Annotated in this window: 16 protein-coding genes and 1 pseudogene; 11 read left to right on the forward strand and 6 right to left on the reverse strand. The window is 69.5% G+C overall.

The features are described from left to right. Positions 1–378: 378 nt before the first annotated feature. Both HNQ61_RS20405 and HNQ61_RS20410 read left to right on the forward strand, forming a co-directional pair. Positions 379–990, forward strand: coding sequence for a TetR/AcrR family transcriptional regulator (locus tag HNQ61_RS20405; RefSeq protein ID WP_170032846.1), 612 nt, complete (start codon positions 379–381; stop codon positions 988–990). Between the two features lie 118 nt (positions 991–1,108). After that, positions 1,109–1,270 carry a hypothetical protein gene (locus tag HNQ61_RS20410; protein ID WP_170032844.1) on the forward strand — a complete coding sequence of 54 codons (162 nt, stop codon included), beginning with the start codon at positions 1,109–1,111 and terminating at the stop codon, positions 1,268–1,270. Positions 1,271–1,524: 254 nt separating this feature from the next. Here the strand turns inward: HNQ61_RS20410 and HNQ61_RS20415 are convergent, their stop codons facing one another. Beyond that, complete coding sequence (locus HNQ61_RS20415; RefSeq protein ID WP_170032842.1) at positions 1,525–1,719, reverse strand: hypothetical protein; 195 nt, start codon at positions 1,717–1,719, stop codon at positions 1,525–1,527. A gap of 206 nt (positions 1,720–1,925) precedes the next feature. Between HNQ61_RS20415 and HNQ61_RS20420 the strand changes: the two genes are divergently transcribed. Continuing rightward, positions 1,926–3,356 carry an MFS transporter gene (locus HNQ61_RS20420; protein ID WP_170032840.1) on the forward strand — a complete coding sequence of 477 codons (1,431 nt, stop codon included), beginning with the start codon at positions 1,926–1,928 and terminating at the stop codon, positions 3,354–3,356. A gap of 822 nt (positions 3,357–4,178) precedes the next feature. On the opposite strand, the pseudogene HNQ61_RS29890 reads toward HNQ61_RS20420, so the two are convergent. After that, positions 4,179–4,922: pseudogene (locus tag HNQ61_RS29890) on the reverse strand (MBL fold metallo-hydrolase); the annotation flags it as partial. A gap of 302 nt (positions 4,923–5,224) precedes the next feature. Here HNQ61_RS29890 and HNQ61_RS20430 point away from each other — a divergent pair. The 7 genes from HNQ61_RS20430 (at position 5,225) to HNQ61_RS20460 (ending at position 16,766) form a co-directional block, all read left to right on the forward strand. Next, entirely contained in the window at positions 5,225–6,223 is a 999-nt protein-coding gene (locus tag HNQ61_RS20430) for a rod shape-determining protein MreB (RefSeq protein ID WP_170032836.1), read from the forward strand. 471 nt (positions 6,224–6,694) lie between these two features. Continuing rightward, positions 6,695–9,007 (forward strand): glycosyltransferase family 117 protein, encoded by a 2,313-nt coding sequence (locus HNQ61_RS20435; RefSeq protein WP_170032834.1) that lies wholly within the window; start codon positions 6,695–6,697, stop codon positions 9,005–9,007. Positions 9,008–9,253: 246 nt separating this feature from the next. Then, complete coding sequence (locus HNQ61_RS20440; protein ID WP_205761256.1) at positions 9,254–9,436, forward strand: DUF1540 domain-containing protein; 183 nt, start codon at positions 9,254–9,256, stop codon at positions 9,434–9,436. 809 nt (positions 9,437–10,245) lie between these two features. Beyond that, positions 10,246–10,875: a VTT domain-containing protein gene (locus HNQ61_RS20445; protein ID WP_170032832.1), complete on the forward strand. Its 630-nt coding sequence runs from the start codon at positions 10,246–10,248 to the stop codon at positions 10,873–10,875. A 459-nt stretch (positions 10,876–11,334) separates the two neighbouring features. After that, positions 11,335–12,075, forward strand: coding sequence for a P-loop NTPase family protein (locus tag HNQ61_RS20450; protein WP_170032830.1), 741 nt, complete (start codon positions 11,335–11,337; stop codon positions 12,073–12,075). After that, positions 12,005–13,402 (forward strand): DinB/UmuC family translesion DNA polymerase, encoded by a 1,398-nt coding sequence (locus HNQ61_RS20455; RefSeq protein ID WP_170032828.1) that lies wholly within the window; start codon positions 12,005–12,007, stop codon positions 13,400–13,402. Before HNQ61_RS20450 ends, HNQ61_RS20455 begins: the two co-directional genes overlap by 71 nt. 58 nt (positions 13,403–13,460) lie before the next feature. Continuing rightward, positions 13,461–16,766 (forward strand): error-prone DNA polymerase, encoded by a 3,306-nt coding sequence (locus HNQ61_RS20460; RefSeq protein ID WP_184430768.1) that lies wholly within the window; start codon positions 13,461–13,463, stop codon positions 16,764–16,766. A 15-nt stretch (positions 16,767–16,781) separates the two neighbouring features. On the opposite strand, the gene HNQ61_RS20465 is transcribed toward HNQ61_RS20460, so the two are convergent. The 4 genes from HNQ61_RS20465 to HNQ61_RS20480 form a co-directional block, all read right to left on the reverse strand. After that, complete coding sequence (locus HNQ61_RS20465; protein ID WP_170032824.1) at positions 16,782–17,027, reverse strand: hypothetical protein; 246 nt, start codon at positions 17,025–17,027, stop codon at positions 16,782–16,784. After that, positions 17,014–17,505: a type II toxin-antitoxin system VapC family toxin gene (locus HNQ61_RS20470; protein WP_170032822.1), complete on the reverse strand. Its 492-nt coding sequence runs from the start codon at positions 17,503–17,505 to the stop codon at positions 17,014–17,016. Before HNQ61_RS20470 ends, HNQ61_RS20465 begins: the two co-directional genes overlap by 14 nt. Before the next feature lie 200 nt (positions 17,506–17,705). Next, positions 17,706–18,110 (reverse strand): hypothetical protein, encoded by a 405-nt coding sequence (locus tag HNQ61_RS20475; protein WP_170032820.1) that lies wholly within the window; start codon positions 18,108–18,110, stop codon positions 17,706–17,708. After that, positions 18,082–18,573 (reverse strand): PIN domain-containing protein, encoded by a 492-nt coding sequence (locus tag HNQ61_RS20480; RefSeq protein WP_170032817.1) that lies wholly within the window; start codon positions 18,571–18,573, stop codon positions 18,082–18,084. The genes HNQ61_RS20475 and HNQ61_RS20480 overlap by 29 nt, the downstream gene beginning before the upstream one ends. 323 nt (positions 18,574–18,896) lie before the next feature. On the opposite strand from HNQ61_RS20480, the gene HNQ61_RS20485 reads away from it, so the two are divergent. Beyond that, positions 18,897–20,348: a DEAD/DEAH box helicase gene (locus HNQ61_RS20485; protein WP_170032815.1), complete on the forward strand. Its 1,452-nt coding sequence runs from the start codon at positions 18,897–18,899 to the stop codon at positions 20,346–20,348. Positions 20,349–20,535: the final 187 nt, after the last annotated feature.

Genomic DNA, 20,535 nt, shown 5'->3' on the forward strand with positions numbered 1-20,535 from the left:
TCAGCCAGCCGGTTCTCTTCCTGCCGAAGCTGCTTCGTACGCGCCATTCCGCTCTCCCGGGCTGAGATCTGTATTTCACGATAACACTCCGGGAGTTCAAAGTGAATGGTATTACGCGAAGGCGGACTTCGTGTCTTTCGAGGCGCGGTTTCAACCGCCGGGCGAAAGCCGCGGATACGCGCCGAAGCCTGCCGCCGCGCTGAGGTCTCCCCCTCTCCCGCTTGCGGGAGAGGGGGCCGGGGGGAGAGGGCTGCCTTCCGCCGCGCCAAACCATCCGGAATGTGACGATCATCCGTTCTCCCCACGCCGCCGCCTGAAAAGGCAATCCGTTCCGGCCCTCACTTTCGCACTCTCGCACGTTCGCACTATGTTGGGCGCATGAATGAGCGCCCACTCACCGAACCCCGCGAAGCGCGGCGCCGCGCGATCCTGGATTCCGCGGTGCGCGTGTTTGCCGAAAACGGCTTCTTCGCGGCCCGCATCCGCGACATCGCCGCGGGCGCGGGCGTGGCCGAGGGCACCATCTACCTGTACTTCGACGGCAAGGACGACCTGCTGCTGACCGCGTTTCGCGAAAAGGTCAACGAGTTCGTCGGCTCCGTGAGCCAGGTGATGGAGGTGGGGATGGCGTTTCAGGAGCGGCTGGCGCGCTTTGTCCGCATGCAGTTCGAAAGCATCGAGGCCGATCCGCCGCTGGCCATCGTGCTGCTGCTGGAGTCGCGCCAGTCGTCCAAGTTCTACGGCGGCGCGGTGCGTCCCGTGCTGCGGCTGTACGCGCAGGCCATCGACCGGCTGCTGGCCGGCGGCGTGGAGGGCGGCGAGGTGCGCGCCGACGCCGAGATCCCGCTCGTGCGCGGGATGCTGATCGGCGCGCTGGAGGAGATTGAGCTGGAGTGGCTGCTGAGCGACCGGTCGCGCCCGCTGGCGCCCACCGCGGACCGCTTCGCCGCCACCTTCTGCCGCGGAATCGCCCCCGCCGCGCAGCGCTGACCGCGCCCGCTGGACAGGGCGGGGCGGGAGTGATAGGTTGGGGCCCCGGGCGCGGTGCGTGCCCATGGCAGAACCAGGAACGAGCCCGCCGCGCCGGGCGCTGACGGCTGAGCAGACGATGGCAGACCTGAACGTCCAGCGGACCCCCGCCACGACCACCGAGCGGCCCGCGGAGGATTACGACAACTGGGAGATCGCCCTGTGGCTGATCGGGATCGTGTGCATCCCGCTCGTTCCCATCCTCATGGTGGTGTTCCTGACTCCGTGGAGCGGCCTGTAATCAGCCGCGCACGACCGTGACGGCAAAAGGCCCCCGCTCGCATCGCGCGAGCGGGGCCTTTCCGTTCATCCACAGAAAATCCTCACACAGAGCCGCAGAGACGCAGAGAAAGGCCCGGAGCGGGCTTCATCCTTCCGCCGTGCTTCCCGGCCGATGATCCCCCGTTCCCTCCGCGCACCTCCGCCACCCCCGCGTCCTCCGCGTACGGCAGTTCTCCCGGCCGGCCGCCGCGCCGCGGCCGGGAGAAGAGTGAATCACTCCGCCGCCAGTTCCAGCGTGCGCAGCGCGGCCTTGCGGCGCTGGTCCATGGTGGCGTTGTCCAGCGCGTCGATGCTGTCGTGGGTAAAGCCGTCCGCCGGGTTGAAGCCCAGGCTGGCCAGCAGTTCGCGAATGTATTCCTCTTCCAGCCCGCGGTCGCGGAGCTGGTCCCCAATCTGGTCGTCGGTCATGTCCGTGATGGCTGCGTGAAAAAGGTTCGCTCCCGGTACACCGCCGCACGCGAGCGCGTGCCGCGGGGCCAGAATGAGGCCATCCGTCCCGCATTGACGGTGTCGGGCGCCACGGGTACGTTTGGCCGCTCCGGCGCGCCCGTTTCGCCCGCCCCGCACTCGCCGCACAGCAAGCGAAGGAACGCCTGAGCAAGCTCGCCGTCCTCATGATCACGGCGTTCGTGGACATGGTGGGGCTCCTGATGGTCATTCCCCTGCTTCCCTTCTTTGCCAGGGACCTGGGCGGGGGCGGGTTGTGGGTGGGCGTGCTGGTGTCCGCGTTTTCCGCCGCGCAGCTGCTGAGCGCGCCGCTGTGGGGCCGCGTGAGCGACCGCTACGGCCGGCGTCCCGCGCTGCTGGTGGGGCTGGGCGCCGCCGCCATCTCGTACGTGGTCTTTGCCTTTGCCGGATCACTCTGGGTGCTGCTCGTTTCCCGCCTGGTGCAGGGCGCGGGCGGGGGCACGGTGGGCGTGGTGCAGGCGTACGTGGCGGACACGACCGAGCCGCAGGACCGCGCCCGCAGCCTGGGATGGCTGTCGGCGGCCACCAACGTGGGCGTGGCCATCGGGCCGGTGATGGGGTCGGCCAGCCTGGGCTTCGGCCGGCCGGCGCCGGGGCTGATGGCGGCGGGGCTGTGCGCCATCAACATGGTATTCGCGTGGATGTTCCTGACGGAGACGCACACCGGCTCGGCGCGCGACGGGAGCGGAAAGAAGCCGGCGCGCTCGCGGGAGCTGGTGCGCAACGTCCTGGCGCGCCCGGGCGAGCCGGCGCCGCGGCTCATCTGGATCTACGCTATCGGCATGGGGGCGTTCGCCGGGTTCAGCTCCATCCTGGCGCTGTTCATGGCCGTGCGCTTCGGGGTGACGGAAAAGACCATCGGCTACGTCTTTCTGTGGAACGGCACCATCAGCGTGATCGCGCGCGCGCTGCTGCTGGGGCGGCTGGTGGACCGGCTAGGCGAGGCGCGGCTGGCGCGGCTCGGGCAGATGCTGCTGGGCGCGGGGCTGCTGCTCATCCCCCTCACCTGGCGCGTGGCGGGCGGCACGGAGGTCGATCCCCCGGGCGGGGCGTGGAGCATCCCGCTGGACGTGCGGTGGCTGGTGACCGGGGGCGCGCTTCTGCTGCTGGCGGTGTCCACGTGGGCCACGCGCAAGGTGGAGATGGGCGACCGCGTGCGGCTGGTGGGCTTTCTGGCGCTGCTGTGCGCGGCCGCGGTGATGGTGGTGGTGTGGCAGCATCCCGCGCCGCTGAACGCGGGGCTGCCGGACCACTTTCCGCTGCAGTACCGCTTCGTGGTGCTGGCCCTGACCATCACCCTGGTGCCGCTGGGGACGGCGTTCACCTTTCCCTGCGTGACGGCGCTGCTGTCGCGGGTGATCGACGCGCGCGAGCGGGGGGTGACCATGGGCGTGCAGCAGAGCTTTGGCGGCGCCGCGCGGGTGATTTCGCCGCTGTGGGCGGGGTGGGCGTTCGACCACCTGGGCACGCCGTACCCGTTCTGGACGAGCGCGGTGCTGGTGCTGGGGACGCTGTTCCTGACCTTTGGCATCGATCCGGCCAGCGGGCGCGAGGCTCCGGTGACGAAGAGCGTGTAACCCTTCGGACGCGCCCGATCCGGTTGGCACACCCGAGTGTCTGCGCTCTGCCGCGCACTCGGCCTTGGGCACCTGGCACTTCGTCCGTTCCTCACGCACTCACGCACTCACGCACCCAGCACTCACGCACTGCTTTTGGGCGTGCCCCTCCGCTGCGCTCCGGGTCGGGCTTCGCGCGCCGTAGGCAACGATACAGCTGTTGCCAACGGCGCCGAGCCCCCGGTTCGCGCCAGGGTTGATCTCGTCGAGCGGAGCCGATGCACGCGCGAACCGGGTTCTCGGCCCTCCGGGCGCGAATCCCTCACGCGAGAAACGCGCGTCGCGCTTCGGGCCGGGCGGCGCCCGACGAGGTTGATTGTCACGCGCCTCGCCGTCCTGCGTGCGGGGCGTTTCGTTCCGGATGGAGACCCCTCATCCGCGGACCGATGGCCCGCGAGCATCGCGACAGACAAACGGGCGGTGCGGCTGATCAGCCGCACCGCCCGTTTTCCATCCTCCGCACGACCGCCGTTACAGGATCAGCGGCTCGCGCCTGCCGCCCAGCGAGCGGCGGCGGTGCGTTTCCGTGGACGGATAGTAGTCGAAGCGCGACAGGTTGAACCCGTCCGTGTCATCCACTTCCACATACGCGACCGCATCGGCGTCCGCGTGGCGCGGGGCGGCGTAGGCCGCGCGCGGCGCCGGATGGGCTTCGGCGCGGCGGTGCCTGCGGACGCTGGCGACCTTGGCCGCCAGCAGCCCCACGCCGAACGCCATCCCCGCGGCGAGGTACACCTTGTCGCGATCCACCACCGGCGGCGGGACGCTCACGATGCCGCGCTCGTCCGTCACGGCCGGGTTGTTCACGTACCGCCCGTGCGCCGGAACGGCGACGTCCCGGAACTCCAGCGCCAGCGTCTTGAGCTCCTCGCGCAGCTGCGGGCCGCTGAGCGGAATGCCGTGGCCGGTGACGGCGATCTCCGGCTCCAGCATGGCCAGCGCCTGCACCGACAGCTCCGAGGCGGCCCAGTCCGGCGTGTAGTACATGGGCGGCCCGTTCACCTCCGGCGTCTGCTCCAGCACGTACGTCAGCGCCTCCTGCCGCGTGGTGACGAACGCGTCGCCGGCGACCAGCGTGCGGTCCGCGTCGCGAAAGAGCGAGACGTGGCCGGCCGTGTGCCCCGGCGTGTGAATCCACCGCCATCCCGGCATTCCCGGCACCGAGCCGTCCGCGGGCAGCGGCTGCACCCGGCTGCCCAGGTCGATGGGTCCGCGCGGATAGGTGAACGACAGGCGCGCCATGGCGCCGCCCCCCACCGTGGGGTCCGGCGGCGGATACTTGGAGGCACCGGTCAGGTACGGAAGCTCCAGCGGATGCGCGTACACCACCGCGTCCCACGACTCAGCCAGTTCGCGGACAGCGCCGATGTGGTCAAAGTGCCCGTGCGTGAGGATGATGGCGCGCGGCCGGGCGCCCGCCCCGAACCGCTCCTCGGCGGCCTGGGCGATCTTGCCGGCGGAGCCGTACAGGCCCGTGTCGATGAGCACCCACCCGCGGTCACCCGCGCCGCTCGGCCCGCTGAACATCACGTTGACGATCTTGCACCGCAGATACGCCAGGTCCGGCGCCACCTCGCGGGCCAGGCCGGTGGAGGGGAACTCCTCGCGCTCCCTCTGTTTTCCCGACACCCGCTCCATCGTTTCCGCCATCATCCCTCCCGCGTAAGGCCCCCGCGCGAAGCTCATGCTCCGCATCCACTTGGGCGGCAGAGGCCTTGCAAGCCCCACGCCCGTGCGCCCGATTCGCACGGCGCGCGGCGGCGCGCTACATTGCGTACCAAGCGGGCGCCGGGGCGGCGTCCAGGGCGGGAAGTGCAAGGGGAGCAGACGTGGCGGACATCGCGATCGACCTCGGGACGGCGAACACGCTGATCGAGGTGAAGGGCGAAGGGCTGGTGGTGAACGAGCCGTCCGTGGTGGCGGTGGACCGCGAAACCCGCAAGGTGCGGGCGATCGGGCTGGAGGCCAAGCGCATGCTGGGCCGCACCCCCGAAGGCATTCTGGCCGTACGGCCCATGCGCGACGGCGTGATCGCCGACGTGGACATGGCGGACCTGATGCTGCGCCACTTTCTGGAGCGGGTGCTGCCGCGCGGCTTCTTTCGCGTAAAGCCCCGCGTGGTCATCGGCGTGCCGTCGGGGATCACGGAGATGGAAAAGCGCGCCGTCCGCGCCGCCGTCATGAGCGCCGGCGCGCGGTCCGTGTACCTGATCAGCGAACCCATGGCGGCCGCCATCGGCGTGGGGCTGCCGGTGACGTCGCCGCGCGGGTCCATGGTGGTGAACGTGGGCGGCGGAACCAGCGAGATCGGCGTGGTGGCGCTCAGCGGCATCGTGGCCGACGCGTCCATCCGCGTGGCGGGGTACGAGATGGACGAGGCCATCGTGGGCTACGTGCGCAAGAGCCGCAACCTGCTCATCGGCGAGGCCACGGCGGAGGGGGTGAAGATCCAGGTGGGCTCCGCCTATCCGCTGGAGGAGGAGCGGGAGATGGACGTCACCGGGCGCGACCTGGTGAACGGCATTCCCAAGACGGTGCGCGTGAACTCGATCGAGATCCGCGAGTGCATCGCCGAACCGGTTGCCGCCATCGTGAGCGCCGTCCGCCGCGCGCTGGAGGTGACGCCGCCGGAGCTGGCCTCCGACATCCTGGACGCGGGGATCGTGATGACGGGTGGCGGGGCGCAGCTTCGCGGGCTGGGCCGCCTGCTGGAGCGGGAGACCGGCCTGTCCATCCACCTGGACGAGCAGCCGCTGACCTGCGTGGTGCGGGGCGCGGCGCGCGTGCTGGAAGACTGGGACCTGTACCAGGGCGTTCTTTCGCACTGAGGCCGGCCGAACGCCCCCCGCGTACCCCCGCCCTCCTCCGCGTCCTCCGCGTGAAAGCGGTTGGTGTTCGGCGGGTGAGCGGAGGCCGCGGTCCGTTCCGATCGGCCCCGTCGTTTCCGCCGTGCCGGGGTGACTGAAGCCGCGGCAACAACGGCGCGAAGTCCGCCGTCCAGGAGCGAATGAATTCGCCGCTGGAAAAGCACGCAGTCCGCCTTCGCGGACTGTGGCGGCGGCTCTGGCGGGTGGCGCATGGAGAAGCGCGGCGGATGTTTTTCGCTCGCGCGACCTCAGCCGTTCTCCGCCGATCGCCCGCCGCGCCGTACGGCCGGCGGCAACCCTTTGCACCCGCCGCGCCGTCACAGTGCGCGTCCGGTGGTTTTTCGTACTTCCATCCATTCCGGCGAACGCTTACATTTCGGCGTTTTTCTCCAAGCCGGCCCTGTCCTGTTGACCTCACGTCCGAGTGGTTTCATGAGTCAAGCCGCCCAGACCGACCGGGTATCCTCGTCCCGGACGGAGCTTTCGGTGACCCCCGCCGAGTATCGCCCGCCGTACGTGTGGGCCGCCCTCGCCGCGGTGGCGCTGTTCGCCCTGTACGCGGCCACGCTGGCGCCCAGCACCGCCTTCTGGGACACCAGCGAGTACATTGCCACGGCGCACATGCTGGGAATTCCGCATCCGCCGGGAAACCCCACCTTCGTGCTGCTGGCCCGCGCGTGGGAGCTGCTGCTGTCGCCGCTGGGGCTGCCCGTGGCGGTGCGCATCAACCTGTTCTCGGCCGCCATGACGGCGGGCGCGTCGTTCTTCTGGTTCCTGCTGGTGCACCGCATTCTCGCCTTCATGACCCCGCACGAACTGGTGCGGCGGGTGGGCGCGGGCGCGGCGGTGCTGATCTCGGGGACGGCGTTCACGGTGTGGAACCAGAGCAACGTGAACGAAAAGGTGTACACGGTCACCCTGTTCACCATCGCCCTGATCTCGTGGGTCGCCTTCAAGTGGCGCGACCACGTGGAAAGCCACGCCACGCAGAAGGGCGGCCGCTGGCACGACGACAACGCCATCCTGTTCGTGCTGTACGTGCTGGCGCTGTCCATCGGCAACCACAAGATGGCGTTTCTGGCCGCGCCTGCGCTGCTGGTGTTTCTGCTGCTGGTAAAGGCGCGGTCGCTGGCCAACCTGCGGCTGTACCTTCTGGCGCCGCTGGTGGTGGCGCTGGGGCTTTCCATCCAGCTGTTTCTGCCCATCCGCTCCAACCTGGACCCGGTCCTGAACGAGGCCGCGCCCAAGTGCGAAAGCCTGGGGACCTCGATCCTCACGGTGCTTTCGGACGGCAACGCCGACGGCGACTGCGACGCCCTGGGCGCCTCGCTCCGCCGCGAGCAGTACCAGAAGCCGTCGGTCACCACGCGCATGGCGCCGTTCCCCCGGCAGGTCGCCAACTTCTACCAGTACTTCGACTGGCAGTGGGGGCGCTCCATCCAGGGTACCTCCGGCTACCTGCCTTCGGGGCGCGTGCCGCTGACGCTGCTGTTCGCCGGGCTGGGCATCTACGGCGCCATGGCCAACTTCCGGCGCGACCGCAAGAGCTTCTGGTACATGGCCACGCTGTACGCCACGCTGTCGTTCGGGCTTGTGTTCTACATGAACTTCAAGCACGGCTACATGCAGGGCATGGCCATCAACGAGCAGAGCACGGAAGTTCGCGAGCGCGACTACTTCTACCTGGTCACCTTTTCGGTGTGGGGGCTGTGGGCGGGAATCGGGCTTACGGCGCTGTGGCTTGACCTGGTGGACGCGCTGGGCCGCGGGCGCAACGCGGTGCTGACGGCCATGCCGGTGATGGCCATCGCCCTCATTCCGCTGTTCACCAACTACAAGTACGCCACCCGCGCCAACGACTACGCCGCGCGCGACTTCGCGTTCAACCTGCTGCAGTCGGTGGAGCCGTACGGCGTGCTGATCACCAACGGCGACAACGACACCTTCCCCCTGTGGTACATGCAGGAGGTGGAGGGCATCCGGCGCGACGTGACGGTGATCGTGATGTCGTACCTGAACACGCCGTGGTACGTAAAGCAGCTGCGCGACCTTACCCGGCCGTGCGCGCGGCCCGGGCAGGCCGACACCGATCCCACGCGCATCATCTGCCAGCGCGCGTTCGATCCGTCGCACGCGCCCCGGATGTACGGCACGCCGGCGGCGCCCAGGAACAGCATTCTGCCGCTGAGCGACCAGGAGATCGACATCGTGGCCTCGCAGCCGGGGCAGCTGGCGCAGGACAGCCTGTCGTACACGGCGCGGGGCGTGCGCTTCGTGGTGCCGGAGGGGCAGGAGGTGTATCCCGCGCACCAGTTCCTGATTCTGATGATGAACAGCGCGTGGGGCGACCGTCCGATCCACTTCGCGACGACCACCAACACGCACATGGAACTGGGGCTGATTCAGCAGACCGCCCGCACGGGAATGAGCTTCAAGCTGCTGACTCCGCAGGAGGCGCAGGCGCCGGGGCTTACGCCCATGCCGGCCAGCATGGACGTGATGCAGTTCACCGGCGGGTACATGGATCTGGCGCGCAACCGCACGCTGCTGGAGCGCGAACTGTCGTTCCGCGGCCTGGCCACGCGCCCGGTGTGGGCCGACGACGCCACGCGCAACATTCCCATGCAGTACACCTACACCTGGCTGGCGCTGGCCACCGCCGAGCGGGTGCGCGGGAACACGGCGCAGGCGGAAAAGGACGAGCTTCGCGCCGAGGAGTTCCAGAAGCTGGCGCGCGACCGCTGACCGTGGTTCACGCTGGATGAGAAGCGCCCCGCCGGCACGGTCCGGCGGGGCGCTTTCTGTTTTCCTCCCGGTTCAGCGCCGCGGACGAGCCCTGCCGAGGGTGGATGGGCGGCAGCCTGGAAGTGCGGATGAGAATCGTTCGCAAGTTGTTGCGGGTGGTGTACTTGGGCGGGGATGGAGGTGGCCCGCGCCTTGCTAAACCCTTCTCCCGAGCACGAGACCTCCAACTCAGCGGGAGAGAGTTTGATGCAGAATCCCATGGAACGGCCGCAGGCGCAGACGTCGGTTGTGGGCGCGTGCACGGTCACCGACTGCAAGTTCAACGAGAACCACGAGTGCCACGCCGGCCAGATCGAAGTCCGCGTGAGCAGCAACGGCGCCGAGTGCGGCACCTACTCGCCCGAAGGGAACAACCGCCCGCGCCCCTGATCCGGCGCCGGCGGAACGGTTCTCCGCGATGCGGGCGCCCCACGGGGGGCCCGCTTTTCGTTTGGGGGCGGGGCGGCCCCCGCCGGGCTCGTACTACTCGCCCACCTCCCCCAAAAAAGACTGGGGGAGGTTGGACCGGCGGAGGGTTCGGTGCGAACCGGCGGAGTTGGGCGGGGCCGCGAGTATCTGGAGCGAATGAATCCGCCGCTCAGACAGCGGTAAGCCCCGACTCGTGGCCGCTGGCGCGTCCACGATCGGGGCTTCAACTGCGTTGGGGATTGCGACCGGTAGAAAATGCAGCCCGCGACGGCTGGCTTCGCGGGCCCAAGCGCGATGCCCACCGCGGAGTGGCAGCCCGGGGACGCACGCCGAACCCGCCTCCGCACCGAACGGCTCCCCCTCCCCCGCTTGCGGGGCGAGGGGGCTGGGCGGAGGGGGGCGCCGCCACGCCGAACCATCCGGAACGTACAATCCTGGTGTGTGCTCCCTCTCCCACATCCGTTCGTGGGAGAGGGTCGTCGTGCGCAGCACGCGGGGTGAGGGCCCCAGCCCGCGGATCAAAACGGATCCTCCCGCATCTTCCACCCACCCATGCGGCGCGCGCGGAATACGATCTGCCAGTGACGGAGCCGCGGCGCACACCGGCGCCGCCCGATCCTGACCCGGTGGATGATGATCACACGACTTTCGCTCCGCGCCGCAACCTCTGCCCCCGCGTCAGGCTGCGTGCTCGTCGCCGCTCCCGCGCTTCTGAAACGGCTCGTCTCCACGAATGCGAAGAAGGCCTCGCGTGGCGGAAAGGGGGCCCCGTGCTGGGATTCGTAACGGGGCTGCTGGACTCGCTGGGGTACGTGGGGCTGGTGCTGCTCATGTTCCTGGAGAACGTGTTTCCGCCCATCCCGTCCGAGCTGATCATGCCGCTGGCCGGCTACACCGCCACGCGCGGGCAGTTCGCCATCGCGGGCGTGATCGTGGCGGGAACGGTGGGCTCGGTGCTCGGCGCGCTTCCGCTGTACTGGCTGGGCCGCCGCGTGGGCCAGGACCGCCTCCGGACGCTGGCCGACCGGCACGGCCGCTGGCTGGCCGTGTCGCCGGACGAGATCGACCGCGCGAGTTCGTGGTTCTCGCGGCACGGGCGCTGGGTAATCCTCTTCGGCCGGCTGGTGCCCGGCGTACGCTCGCTGATCTCCATCCCCGCGGGGATCAACCGCATGCCGCTGGTCCCCTTCCTTCTCCTCACCACGCTGGGCTCCGGCGTGTGGACAGCGATCCTCGCGCTGCTGGGCTACCAGCTCGGCAGCCGCTTCGGCGAGGTGGAGACGTACCTGAGCCCCGCATCCAACGTCATCCTGGGATTGATGGCGGCCGCCTACCTGTGGCGCGTCATCCGTCCCCCGCGGCGGCGGACCGCGGGAGGAAACGCCGCGCATCGGGGGTGATGATGGTCATCGGCTGGTGCCCATCGAGATGATAGCGCTCATCGGATGATAGGCGCGTCGGGATGATAGGCGCGTCGGGATGATGACGCGCGCGGCCTGATCGCGATCCGACGATCCACACCCGAACGACGTCCACACGAATTCCATCGTGTGGACGTCGTTTTCTTTTCTCATCAACCGAACGCAGCGCACTCGACCACACGTGGACAACTGACCGTCCAGAACGCGCCACAGACGACACGCCCGGCCAGACAAGCGGACGGAGTGCGCTCCCGGAAGTGTACGCGCGCGGGGTGGAAACTTCTGAATCGTCCACGGCGTGAACGTGTTCTAAATAGCCGTTTTGCAGGCACTTAAAGTGTACATAGAAACGCTTACTTCGGCGATTGTTCGGTATTAGACTTGCCCTCCCGGTACGCCGTCCCGGTCCGCGAATCCACCCCGGCCAGGAGTGTTCCCGTGAGCGCCGCCATCGACCTCAGCGTGCTGCGCGCCCGGCTGGAAGAGCGCTTCGGCACGGCCATTGTGCCGGCGCCGGGGCAGGCGCCCTCGCGCGAGCAGCCGGGGTTCCGCACCGGGCTGGCCGCGCTGGACGCCCTGCTTCCCGGCGGCGTTCCCCGCCGAGCGCTCACCGTGTGGGCGGGGGAGGGGACGGCGGGGCGGACGGCCGCCATGCGCGCGCTGGTGGACGCCGCCTGCCGCGAAACGCGCGTGGCGCTGGTGGATGCTACGGGGACGCTGGACCCCGCCGCGTGGTGCGGCCCGGACGGGCGCTCGCGGCCGGAGCTGTGGGTGGCGCGCCCGCCTTCCGCGGAGCATGCGGCGGAAGGCGCGTGGGTGGCGGAAACCATGCTGCGGACGGGCGCATTCGGCCTGGTGGTGCTGGACGGCCCCGCGCCGGCGTCCACGGACGCGCACCGCCTGCGCGCCCTGGCCCGCGAAACGGACACGGCGCTGCTGGTGAGCACGGGCGGCCCGCCGCCGCAGTGGAGGGCCGACGTGCGGCTGGAGTTCCGCCGCACGGGGGAGGGACGGGTGGGGCTGGGTCCCGGCGGACGCTTTCGCCGGCCCTCCGCCATCCGCATGGCGCGCGGCGAAGGCGCCCGCGCGGGAGAACGCGAGGTGGAGCTTGTACACGAACCGTCGAATCGCCTGCATCCGGATCCCGGTCCCGACCGGCGACCCCGCGCCCGGCACTGAGGCCCGCGCCGCGCTGGCCGGCGCGCTGCTGGCCGCCGCGCCGCGGGTGATCGCCGTGCGCGAGTACCCGTGCGCCTTCTGGGCGGACGCGGCGGGAATGGATCTGCTGGGCGGCGATGAGGCCGTGGCGCGCCGCCTGGCCCGCGCGGCGGAGGAGGCGGGCTTCGCGGCGCGCGTGGGGATCGCGGACAGCTGCATCGCGGCCGCGGCGGCCACACGCGAGCGCACGCACGCCACCCGTGTGGTCCCCCGCGGCCGCGACGCCGGCTACCTGCTGCGCCGCTCGCTTTCCCTCCTCCCCATCGACGCCTCCCTGCGCGGCGCGCTGTACCTGCTGGGGCTGCGCACCTGCGGCGACCTGGCCGCGCTTCCCCCGGCGGAGATCGAACTGCGCCTGGGAGATGAGGGGCTGCGCGCGTGGCGGCTGGCGCAGGGGCGCGACGAGCGCTGGCCCTTTCGTCCCCCCGCGCCGGGGACGGCGGAAGCCGAGGCGGAGTTCGAGCCGCCGGTGGACAGCGCGGAGCCGCTGCGCTTCGTCCTTCCCGGATTGATCGCCTCCGTCACCGCCCAGCTCGCCACCCGCCAGCGCATTCCCGCACGGCTGCGATTGACCCTGCGCGTGCCCGACGCGGCGGACGACGCCCGCGAGGTGCGCCCCGCGCGCCCCACCGCCGATCCGCGCGTGCTGGCGGACCTGTGCCGCCGTGCGGTGGAGGCCACCCCCCTCGCCGGCCCGCTCTGCGGCGTTCGTCTGGTGGCGGAAGAGGACGGCGTGGCCCGGGCGGACCAGCTGGACGCGTTCGCCGCTCCCGCGCCCGACCCCGGCGCGCTGCACGCCGCCCTCCTCCCCGTCTTTGCGCGCTGGGGAGACGGCGCGCTGAGCACCGCCGTCCGCCACGGCGCGCACCTTCCCGGCGAGCACGCGGGGTGGGCGGCGCACGGAAGCGCGGGGATCGAGGCGTTCACCGCCGCCTCTCCGGCCGCCGATCCGCCGGTGTCGGGAAGCGGGTTCCGCAACGTCCTTCCGCTCTGTCTGCGGAGGTTGACAAATCCGGTGTCGCTGGCCGTGCGACAGGACGCCGAGGGCCGTCCCGCGGGGGTGGACGGAGCGGCCCTCGCGAATGCGTTGCCGGACGGGGGGATGGGGACTTATCCACCCCGGTTGTGGAAAACTCGTGCAGAGGGTCCGGAGAGGGTTTCGGGGGGGTGGTGGGCCCGCGCGGAAGCGCGCGAGTACTGGCGGCTGGAGTCTGAAGAGGGGTGGCTGGGGCTCGTCTACCGCGACGCGGCCACAGGACTCTGGTACCTGGAAGGATGGTTCGATTGAGACGGATACAGAGTGGGTGCGCGATGTCCCATTGCGCGCGATTTTGCGCCAAGTGCTTGTGAAATCAGGGGATTACGTCGAGCTGCATTGTCACAGCGCGTTTTCGCTCGGTGACGGTTCGTCTACGCCCGAGTCGCTGGTGTCAAGGGCCGCGGCGCTGGGATCCACATTCCTGGCGCTCACGGACCACGACGACCTGGGCGGCGCCGTCCGTTTCTCGCGCGCCTGCCGCGAGTCGGGCGTAACCCCCTTGCTGGGCGCGGAAATCACGCTGGACGACGCCTCACATCTTACGCTGATTGTGGAAAACCCCACCGGCTGGGGGAACCTCTGCGCGCTCCTGTCAAGGGGGAGAACGGAGAGTTTTCGAGGCACGCCGTCAGTGCCGTGGAGCGCGCTCCGGGAGCGCTCCGCGGGTCTCGTCGCGCTCTCCGGTTGCCCGCGCGGCCGCATCCCCCGACTGCTGGGAGAAGAGCGCTTCGCGGAGGCCCGCGCGGCGGCGGGGGAGATGAAGGAGGTGTTCGGCGACCGCTTTCACCTGGAGCTGTGGGACCACCGCACGCACCAGGAGGCGTCGCTCTGCGCGGACCTGCGCGACCTCGCGCGCGAGGTGGGGGTGCCATGGACGGTGACGCACGACGTGCACTACGCCGACCCCGCCGGCCGCGCCGTGCACGACCTGCTCACCTGCGTGCGCAGGCAGGCCACGCTGGAGCAGGCGCACCGCGCGGGATGGCTGCGCCCCTCCGGCGAGTGGTGCCTGCAGCCGCCGGCCGAAATGGCCCGCCGGTGGAGCCACGCGCCCGAGGGAATCCGCCGCACGCGGGAAATCGCGGAGCGCTGCGCCGGATTCCGCCTGCTGGACGTTCCCCCGCCGCGCCCCTCCTTTGCCGTCCCCGCGGAGTACGCGTCGGCGGACGAGATGCTGCGCGTGCTGGCGGAGAACGGACTGCGGGACCGCCTGCCGGAGGCGTCGGAAGCGCACTGGACCCAGCTGCGGCGGGAACTGGACATCATCCGGCAGGTGCGGATGCCCGACCACTTCCTGGTGGTGTGGGACATCTGCCGCTTCGCGCGGGAAAGCGGCATCCTGTGCCAGGGACGCGGCTCGGCGGCCAACTCGCTGGTGTGCTACGCGCTGCGGGTGACGGCGGTGGACCCCATCGCCAATCACCTGCTGTTCGAGCGCTTTCTTTCCGTGGAGCGTCCCGAGGCGCCGGACATTGACGTGGACTTCGCGGCGATGGACGATCGCGAGCGCGTGCTGCAGTACGTGTACGAACGCTACACCCGTTCGAACGCGGCGATGGTGTGCACCCACGTGGAGTACCGCGGCCGGTCCGCGGTGCGCGACGCCATGCGGGTGCTGGGGTTTCCCGCCACGCAGGGGGATCTTCTCGCCAAGCGGCTGGACGGCCACGCCTCCGCGGCGACGGCGGCGGAGTGGCTGGAGATGGGTGAAGGCAAGGCGCTGCGCTCCGTGGGGCTGGACCCCGCGGAGCCGCGGGCGCGCGCGCTGGTGAAGCTGGTATCCGGGCTGGACGGCATCCCCCGCCACCGGGGAATCCACAGCGGCGGCTTCGTGCTGTCCGGCGGGCCGCTGGGGGAAACGGTGCCCATCGAGCCGGCCTCCATGCCCGGGCGCACCGTCATCCAGTGGGACAAGGACGACTGCGCGGACATCGGCATCCCCAAGTTCGACCTGCTGGGGCTGGGGATGCTCAAGCTGCTGGGCTCGTGCATCCGCATGGTGCGCGAGGGGCGCGGCGTAGACGTGGACATCGGCCGCCTGCCGATGGACGACCCGGCCGTCTACGCGCAGATCGGCGCCGCGGACACGGTGGGCCTGTTCCAGATCGAGAGCCGCGCGCAGGCCAACTTTCTTCCGCGATTGAAGCCCACCTGCTTCTACGACGTGGTGATTTCCGTCGGGGCCATCCGCCCGGGGCCCATGATGGGCGGGCAGGTAAAGGAGATGCTGGCGCGGCGGCGCGGCGAGGTGCCCACGGAGTATCCGCATCCGGACCTGGAGCCGGTGCTGGGGCGCACCCACGGGCTGGCGCTGTTCCAGGAGCAGCTGATGCGCTGCGCGATTGTCGTCAGCGGCTGCTCGCCCGGCGAGGCCGACAAGCTGCGGCGCGCCATGAGCCGCAAGCGCAGCAAAGAAGAGATGCACCGCGCCACGGAGGGAATCCGCGAGGGGATGCGGGCGCGCGGGGTGGACGAGGAGGCGGCGGAGAAGGTGCTCGGCTGGCTGGAAGCGTGCGCCAGCTACACCTTTCCCGAAAGCCACGCCATCTCGTTCGCGCTGCTGGCCTACGCGAGCGCGTGGCTGCGGCTGTATTACCCGGCCGAGTACCTGTGCGCGATCCTGAACGCGCAGCCCATGGGCTTCTATCCGGTTTCCACGCTGATCCACGACGCGCGGCAGCACGGGGTGCAGGTGCTGCCGATCGACCTGGCGGTGAGCGGGTGGGACTGCTCGCTGGAACGGAAGTGCGTGAGTGCTGTGTGCGTCAGTGCGGAAGTGGATGGTGCGGCATGCGATGGCGTGCTGTGCGGCCGTGCGGAAGCTGATGCGGCGGAGAGTGACGGCTCCCCCGGCGACGCACTCACGCACTCACGCACCCAGCACTCACGCACTTCTTCTCCCGCCGTCCGCGTGGGCCTCCGCTACGTGCGCGGCCTGGGCTCCGTAACCGGCGGGCGGCTGCGGGCGGAGCTGGCGCGCGGGGCGTTCACCTCCGTGGCGGACGTGGTGGAGCGCTTTCCGTCGGAGCACGGGCTGCGCGCGCTGGCCTCGGCGGGGGCGTTCCGCTCGTGGATCGAGGGCGGGCCGCGCCAGGCGCTGTGGACGGTGCTGGGCGAACTGCGGGCGCGGCGCAGCGGCGGGCCGCTGGCGCCCGCGGAGCCGTCGGCCACGCGTCTGCCGGAACTCGCGCCGGCGGAACGCACGCGGATGGCGCACCACGTGACCGGCTTTGACTTGGACGGTCACCCCATGCGCCACCTGCGCGGCCGGCTGCGCGATCTGGGCGTGATGCCGCTCGGGGATCTGCGGGATGACGCGCGGCGCAACGGCGAGCGCGTCACCGCCGCGGGGCTGGTGATCGTGCGGCAGCGTCCGGGGACGGCCAAGGGCTTCGTCTTCGTGGGGCTGGAGGACGAGACGGGGCGCGTAGACGTCATCGTTCCCCCGCAGCTGTACGCACGGGAGCGCGAGACGATCAACGGCAACGGCATCCTGGCCGTGCGCGGCCGGCTGGGGCGCGAGGACGGCGTCACCAACATCAAGGCCGAAACCTTTTTCCCCCTCCGCCTGGACGAAGCGACCGAGATCGTCCGCTCCCACGACTACCACTGAAGGGGCGGCTCGCGTTCAGGCGTCTCGCACGGGAGCCCCGGCTGTGTCCTCGGCCGGCAGATTCGCACCGTCAGTGCGGTGCAGAGCAGGGTGGAGGTTTCTTTCCATGATCGCGGGATCAACCATCTGACTGGCATACCGCGGCTCCAAGCTTCGCAGGTAGTCACAGAGTTCGCCCGGGGTCGGGTATTCGGCCGTGATCTCCCAGCGGATTGCTTCCAACTCCGCAAAGATGGAGTTTTCTTCATCACGATTGCTCATGTTCAATCTCCAATAGCTGTTCTGGGGTGAGGATAACGGGGACACTCAAGCCCAACTCCTGATTCACCGTCTTGAGGTGGGCACGCTTGTTCGGGTTGGCCAAGTGCTTGAGGTTCCAGCTGACCAGATACTTGCAACCGTACAGCGAAGCCGCGGCAAGGTGGACGGCGTCGTCCAGAGGCTTGCTTGGCATAAGCTTGCGCGAAGCATAGACCCGGGCTGCCTCAGCCACGGGAGGAGTGAGTGGAAGCAGCGAGAGCCCTTCGGCGAACGACTTCCTGGCTGCGACCTGATCGCTCTGTCTTCCACGGCTGATCTCTTCGATGATTAGCAGACTGCTGCAAAGCATGTAGCGCTCGTGGGCGTGCTCCCACCAGGCGCGCGTGATCCGGCGCCAGCGGACCCGCTCGGGGTCGGTGCGCTGGTCGTGGTACACGCTCGGAATGGTGCTGTCCAGATACAGGGTTGGTTTCGGCATGCGCCGAAGGTATCAGCCCGGTGATCTGGACGGGAAGGTGCCGGTAAAAAGCGGCCACAGGCGCGCATGCGCGCCCGTCTCTGGCGTAAAACGGACAGCGGAAAACCTGCGCCCCTTTTCTGTCCATATTGGATCGATCTCACCGTCAGGATGGATCGAGCGAAATCGTCCGCTTGAACCACAACCACTGACGTGGAGGTTCAGTCCGCAGCCTCCTCACTGCGAAGGCTCTCGCGGGAAGCACGATCGTGGCGCGGCGGGAGAGCGTCGATGATCCGAAACCCCGCCTTCCGGGCCGACTCGTTGGCGTGCCTGCACCATGCTTCCGTCGTGGGGAACTCGGCGCGAATCTCCAACTGCACTCGCTCCTTTTCCTCGAGCAGCAGATCCGGGACGGGGATTCCGGCCCTGATCTTCTCCATGTCCGCAAGCGTCATCTCAATCCAGGCCTCGAGGATATCCCGGTCCGGAGAGCCGCTGGCAATCAGACGGCGAGAGAAGGCGACGAGCCGTTCGAGTTGGGCCAACTGGGATTCACGAAGCTCCCCGGGAGATTCGCCCAGCACGTAATCATGTTCATCGATTGCCGCAGTTGTCATCGTCATCCATCAGGGTGTCGGGTGTGCAGATCCGCGGGACAGAAAGCCCGCGCCGGCGGTTCAACACTGCGAGGTGGACAGCCTTGTTCTGGTTGGCGAGGTGGCCGAAATTCCAGGTGGCCAGGTACTCGCATTTGAGAACCGCCGCGGTCGCCAGGTGCACCGCATCCGCGTCGGGACGCGCCGGCATGAGCTTGTGGAGGATGTACCAGTCGGCGAGTTCTCGTATCTCGGGCGAAATGTCCACTACGGGAACGTCGCAGATCAGGCGCAGCCGCGCCTCAGCACGATCCCGCCTGGAACCGCGCCCGACTTCATCCCTCAGCACGGTGGATGAGATGAAGTCGTACTCCGTTCTGGCCGCTTCCCACCAGAGGCGCGTAACCAGCCGCTGGCTGCTCCTCCCGGGGCGGTCATCGAAGTAGGCACTCGGAATGGTGCTGTCCAGATACACGGTTGGCTTCGGCATGCGCCGAAGGTATCAGCCCGGTGATCTGGACGGGAAGATGCCGGTGAAAAGCGGCCACAGGCGTGCATGCGCGCTCGTCTCTGGCGTAAAACGGACAGCAGGAAATCCTCTGGCCTTTCCCGTCCAGATTGGATCATCGCGGCAGGGACGGGCGGGGTCAAGTCGGCGGGTGAAAGCGGCCTCCGCGCGCCACAAACGGGATGCGGCGACCCTTTGCGGGAGTGCGGTGTATTCCCCCAACGAACCGGACGGCGGGACTCCGCGTGAGCCCCGCCGTGTTCTTTTGCGCCGAATACGGCGCATTCGTCTGTACTCGGCACGAAATGTCCTTCGATACACTCGGACTGCACCCCACCCTGCTCCGCTCCGTCTCGGATCTGGGTTACACCAAGGCCACGCCCATTCAGGAACAGGCCATTCCGTTCGCCCTCGAGGGGCGCGACGTAATGGCGTGCGCCATGACAGGCAGCGGCAAGACGGCCGGCTTTGCGCTCCCGACCATCCAGCGCCTGATGGACGGCCCCAAGCGCCGCACGCGCGCGCTGGTGCTGAGCCCCACCCGCGAACTCGCAGCGCAGATCCACGAGCAGTTCGTGGCGCTGGGCAAGGGAACCGGAATCCGCGCCGCCGCCGTCTTTGGCGGGGTGGGGATGAAGCCGCAGGAGCAGGCGTTCCGTGACGGGGTCGAGGTGATCATCGCAACGCCGGGGCGTCTGCTGGACCACCTGCAGTACCCGTACGCCAAGCTGGACGGCGTGGAAATCCTGGTGCTGGACGAAGCCGACCGCATGCTGGACATGGGCTTCCTTCCCGACATCCGCCGCGTGCTCAAGCACGTGCCGGCCAAGCGCCAGACGCTGTTCTTCAGCGCCACCATGCCGGCGCCCATCGTGACGCTGTCGCGCGACATGCTGCAGTCGCCCGCCACGGTGGACCTGCAGCGCCAGGCCAAGCCGGCCGTGGGCATCACGCAGGCCGTGTATCCGGTAATCGAGGAGCTCAAGGCGCACCTGTTCCTGGAGCTGCTCAAGCGCAACGAGGTGGGCAACGTCATCGTCTTCTGCCGCACCAAGCACCGCAGCAACCGCCTGGCGGAGTTCCTTGAGAAGCACGGCGTGCCCAACGCCCGCATCCACGGCAACCGCAGCCAGACGGCGCGCACCGACGCGCTGGCCGGCTTCAAGGCGGGCCGTTACCGCGTGCTGGTGGCCACCGACATCGTGGCCCGCGGCATCGACGTGGAAGCGCTGGAGCACGTGGTGAACTTCGACGTGCCGCACGTGCCGGAAGACTACATCCACCGGGTGGGCCGCACCGCCCGCGCCGACGCCATTGGCGACGCGTACACCTTTGTGGCGCCCGAGGAAGAACGCGACCTCAAGGCCATCGAGCGCGCGATCGGCAAGCAGCTTAACCGCATCGTGGTGGAAGGGTTCGACTACCGCGCCAAGCCGCAGGAGCGCTTCGAGGTGCCCATCGCCGAGCGCATCGCGGAGATCCGCAAGCGCAAGTCGGAGGAGCGCGCGCGGGCCAAGGAGAAGGCCGACCGCAAGCTGCAGCGCGAAGGCGGCGCTCCGGCCGGCGGGCGCGCCCCGTCTTCCGGCGGTGGGCGTCCGGGGCCCCGCGCGGACGGTCCGCGCTCGTCGCAGTCCGAGCCGCGCCGCGAGATGGCGGGTGCGGGTGGCGGCGGTGACCAGCGCCGTCGCGGTGGACGCGGCAACGGCGGTGGCGGCGGTCGTGGAAACGGCGGCGGCGGTGGCGGCCAGCGCGGCTGATCGGCGCTGATCGATCCGCTGGATGATTGACGAGAGCGGGGCGGCCCTGATGTGGGCCGCCCCGCTTTTCTGTTGATGGATGGGATCAGGGCGGCGGATTCGGGTGCGGATCAAAATGTCGTGTGGCGACGGAGGGTGGCCCTCACCCCGCGTGCTGCGCACGACGACCCTCTCCCACGAACGGATG

The organism is Longimicrobium terrae, from assembly GCF_014202995.1.
Taxonomy (GTDB): Bacteria; Gemmatimonadota; Gemmatimonadetes; order Longimicrobiales; family Longimicrobiaceae; genus Longimicrobium; species Longimicrobium terrae.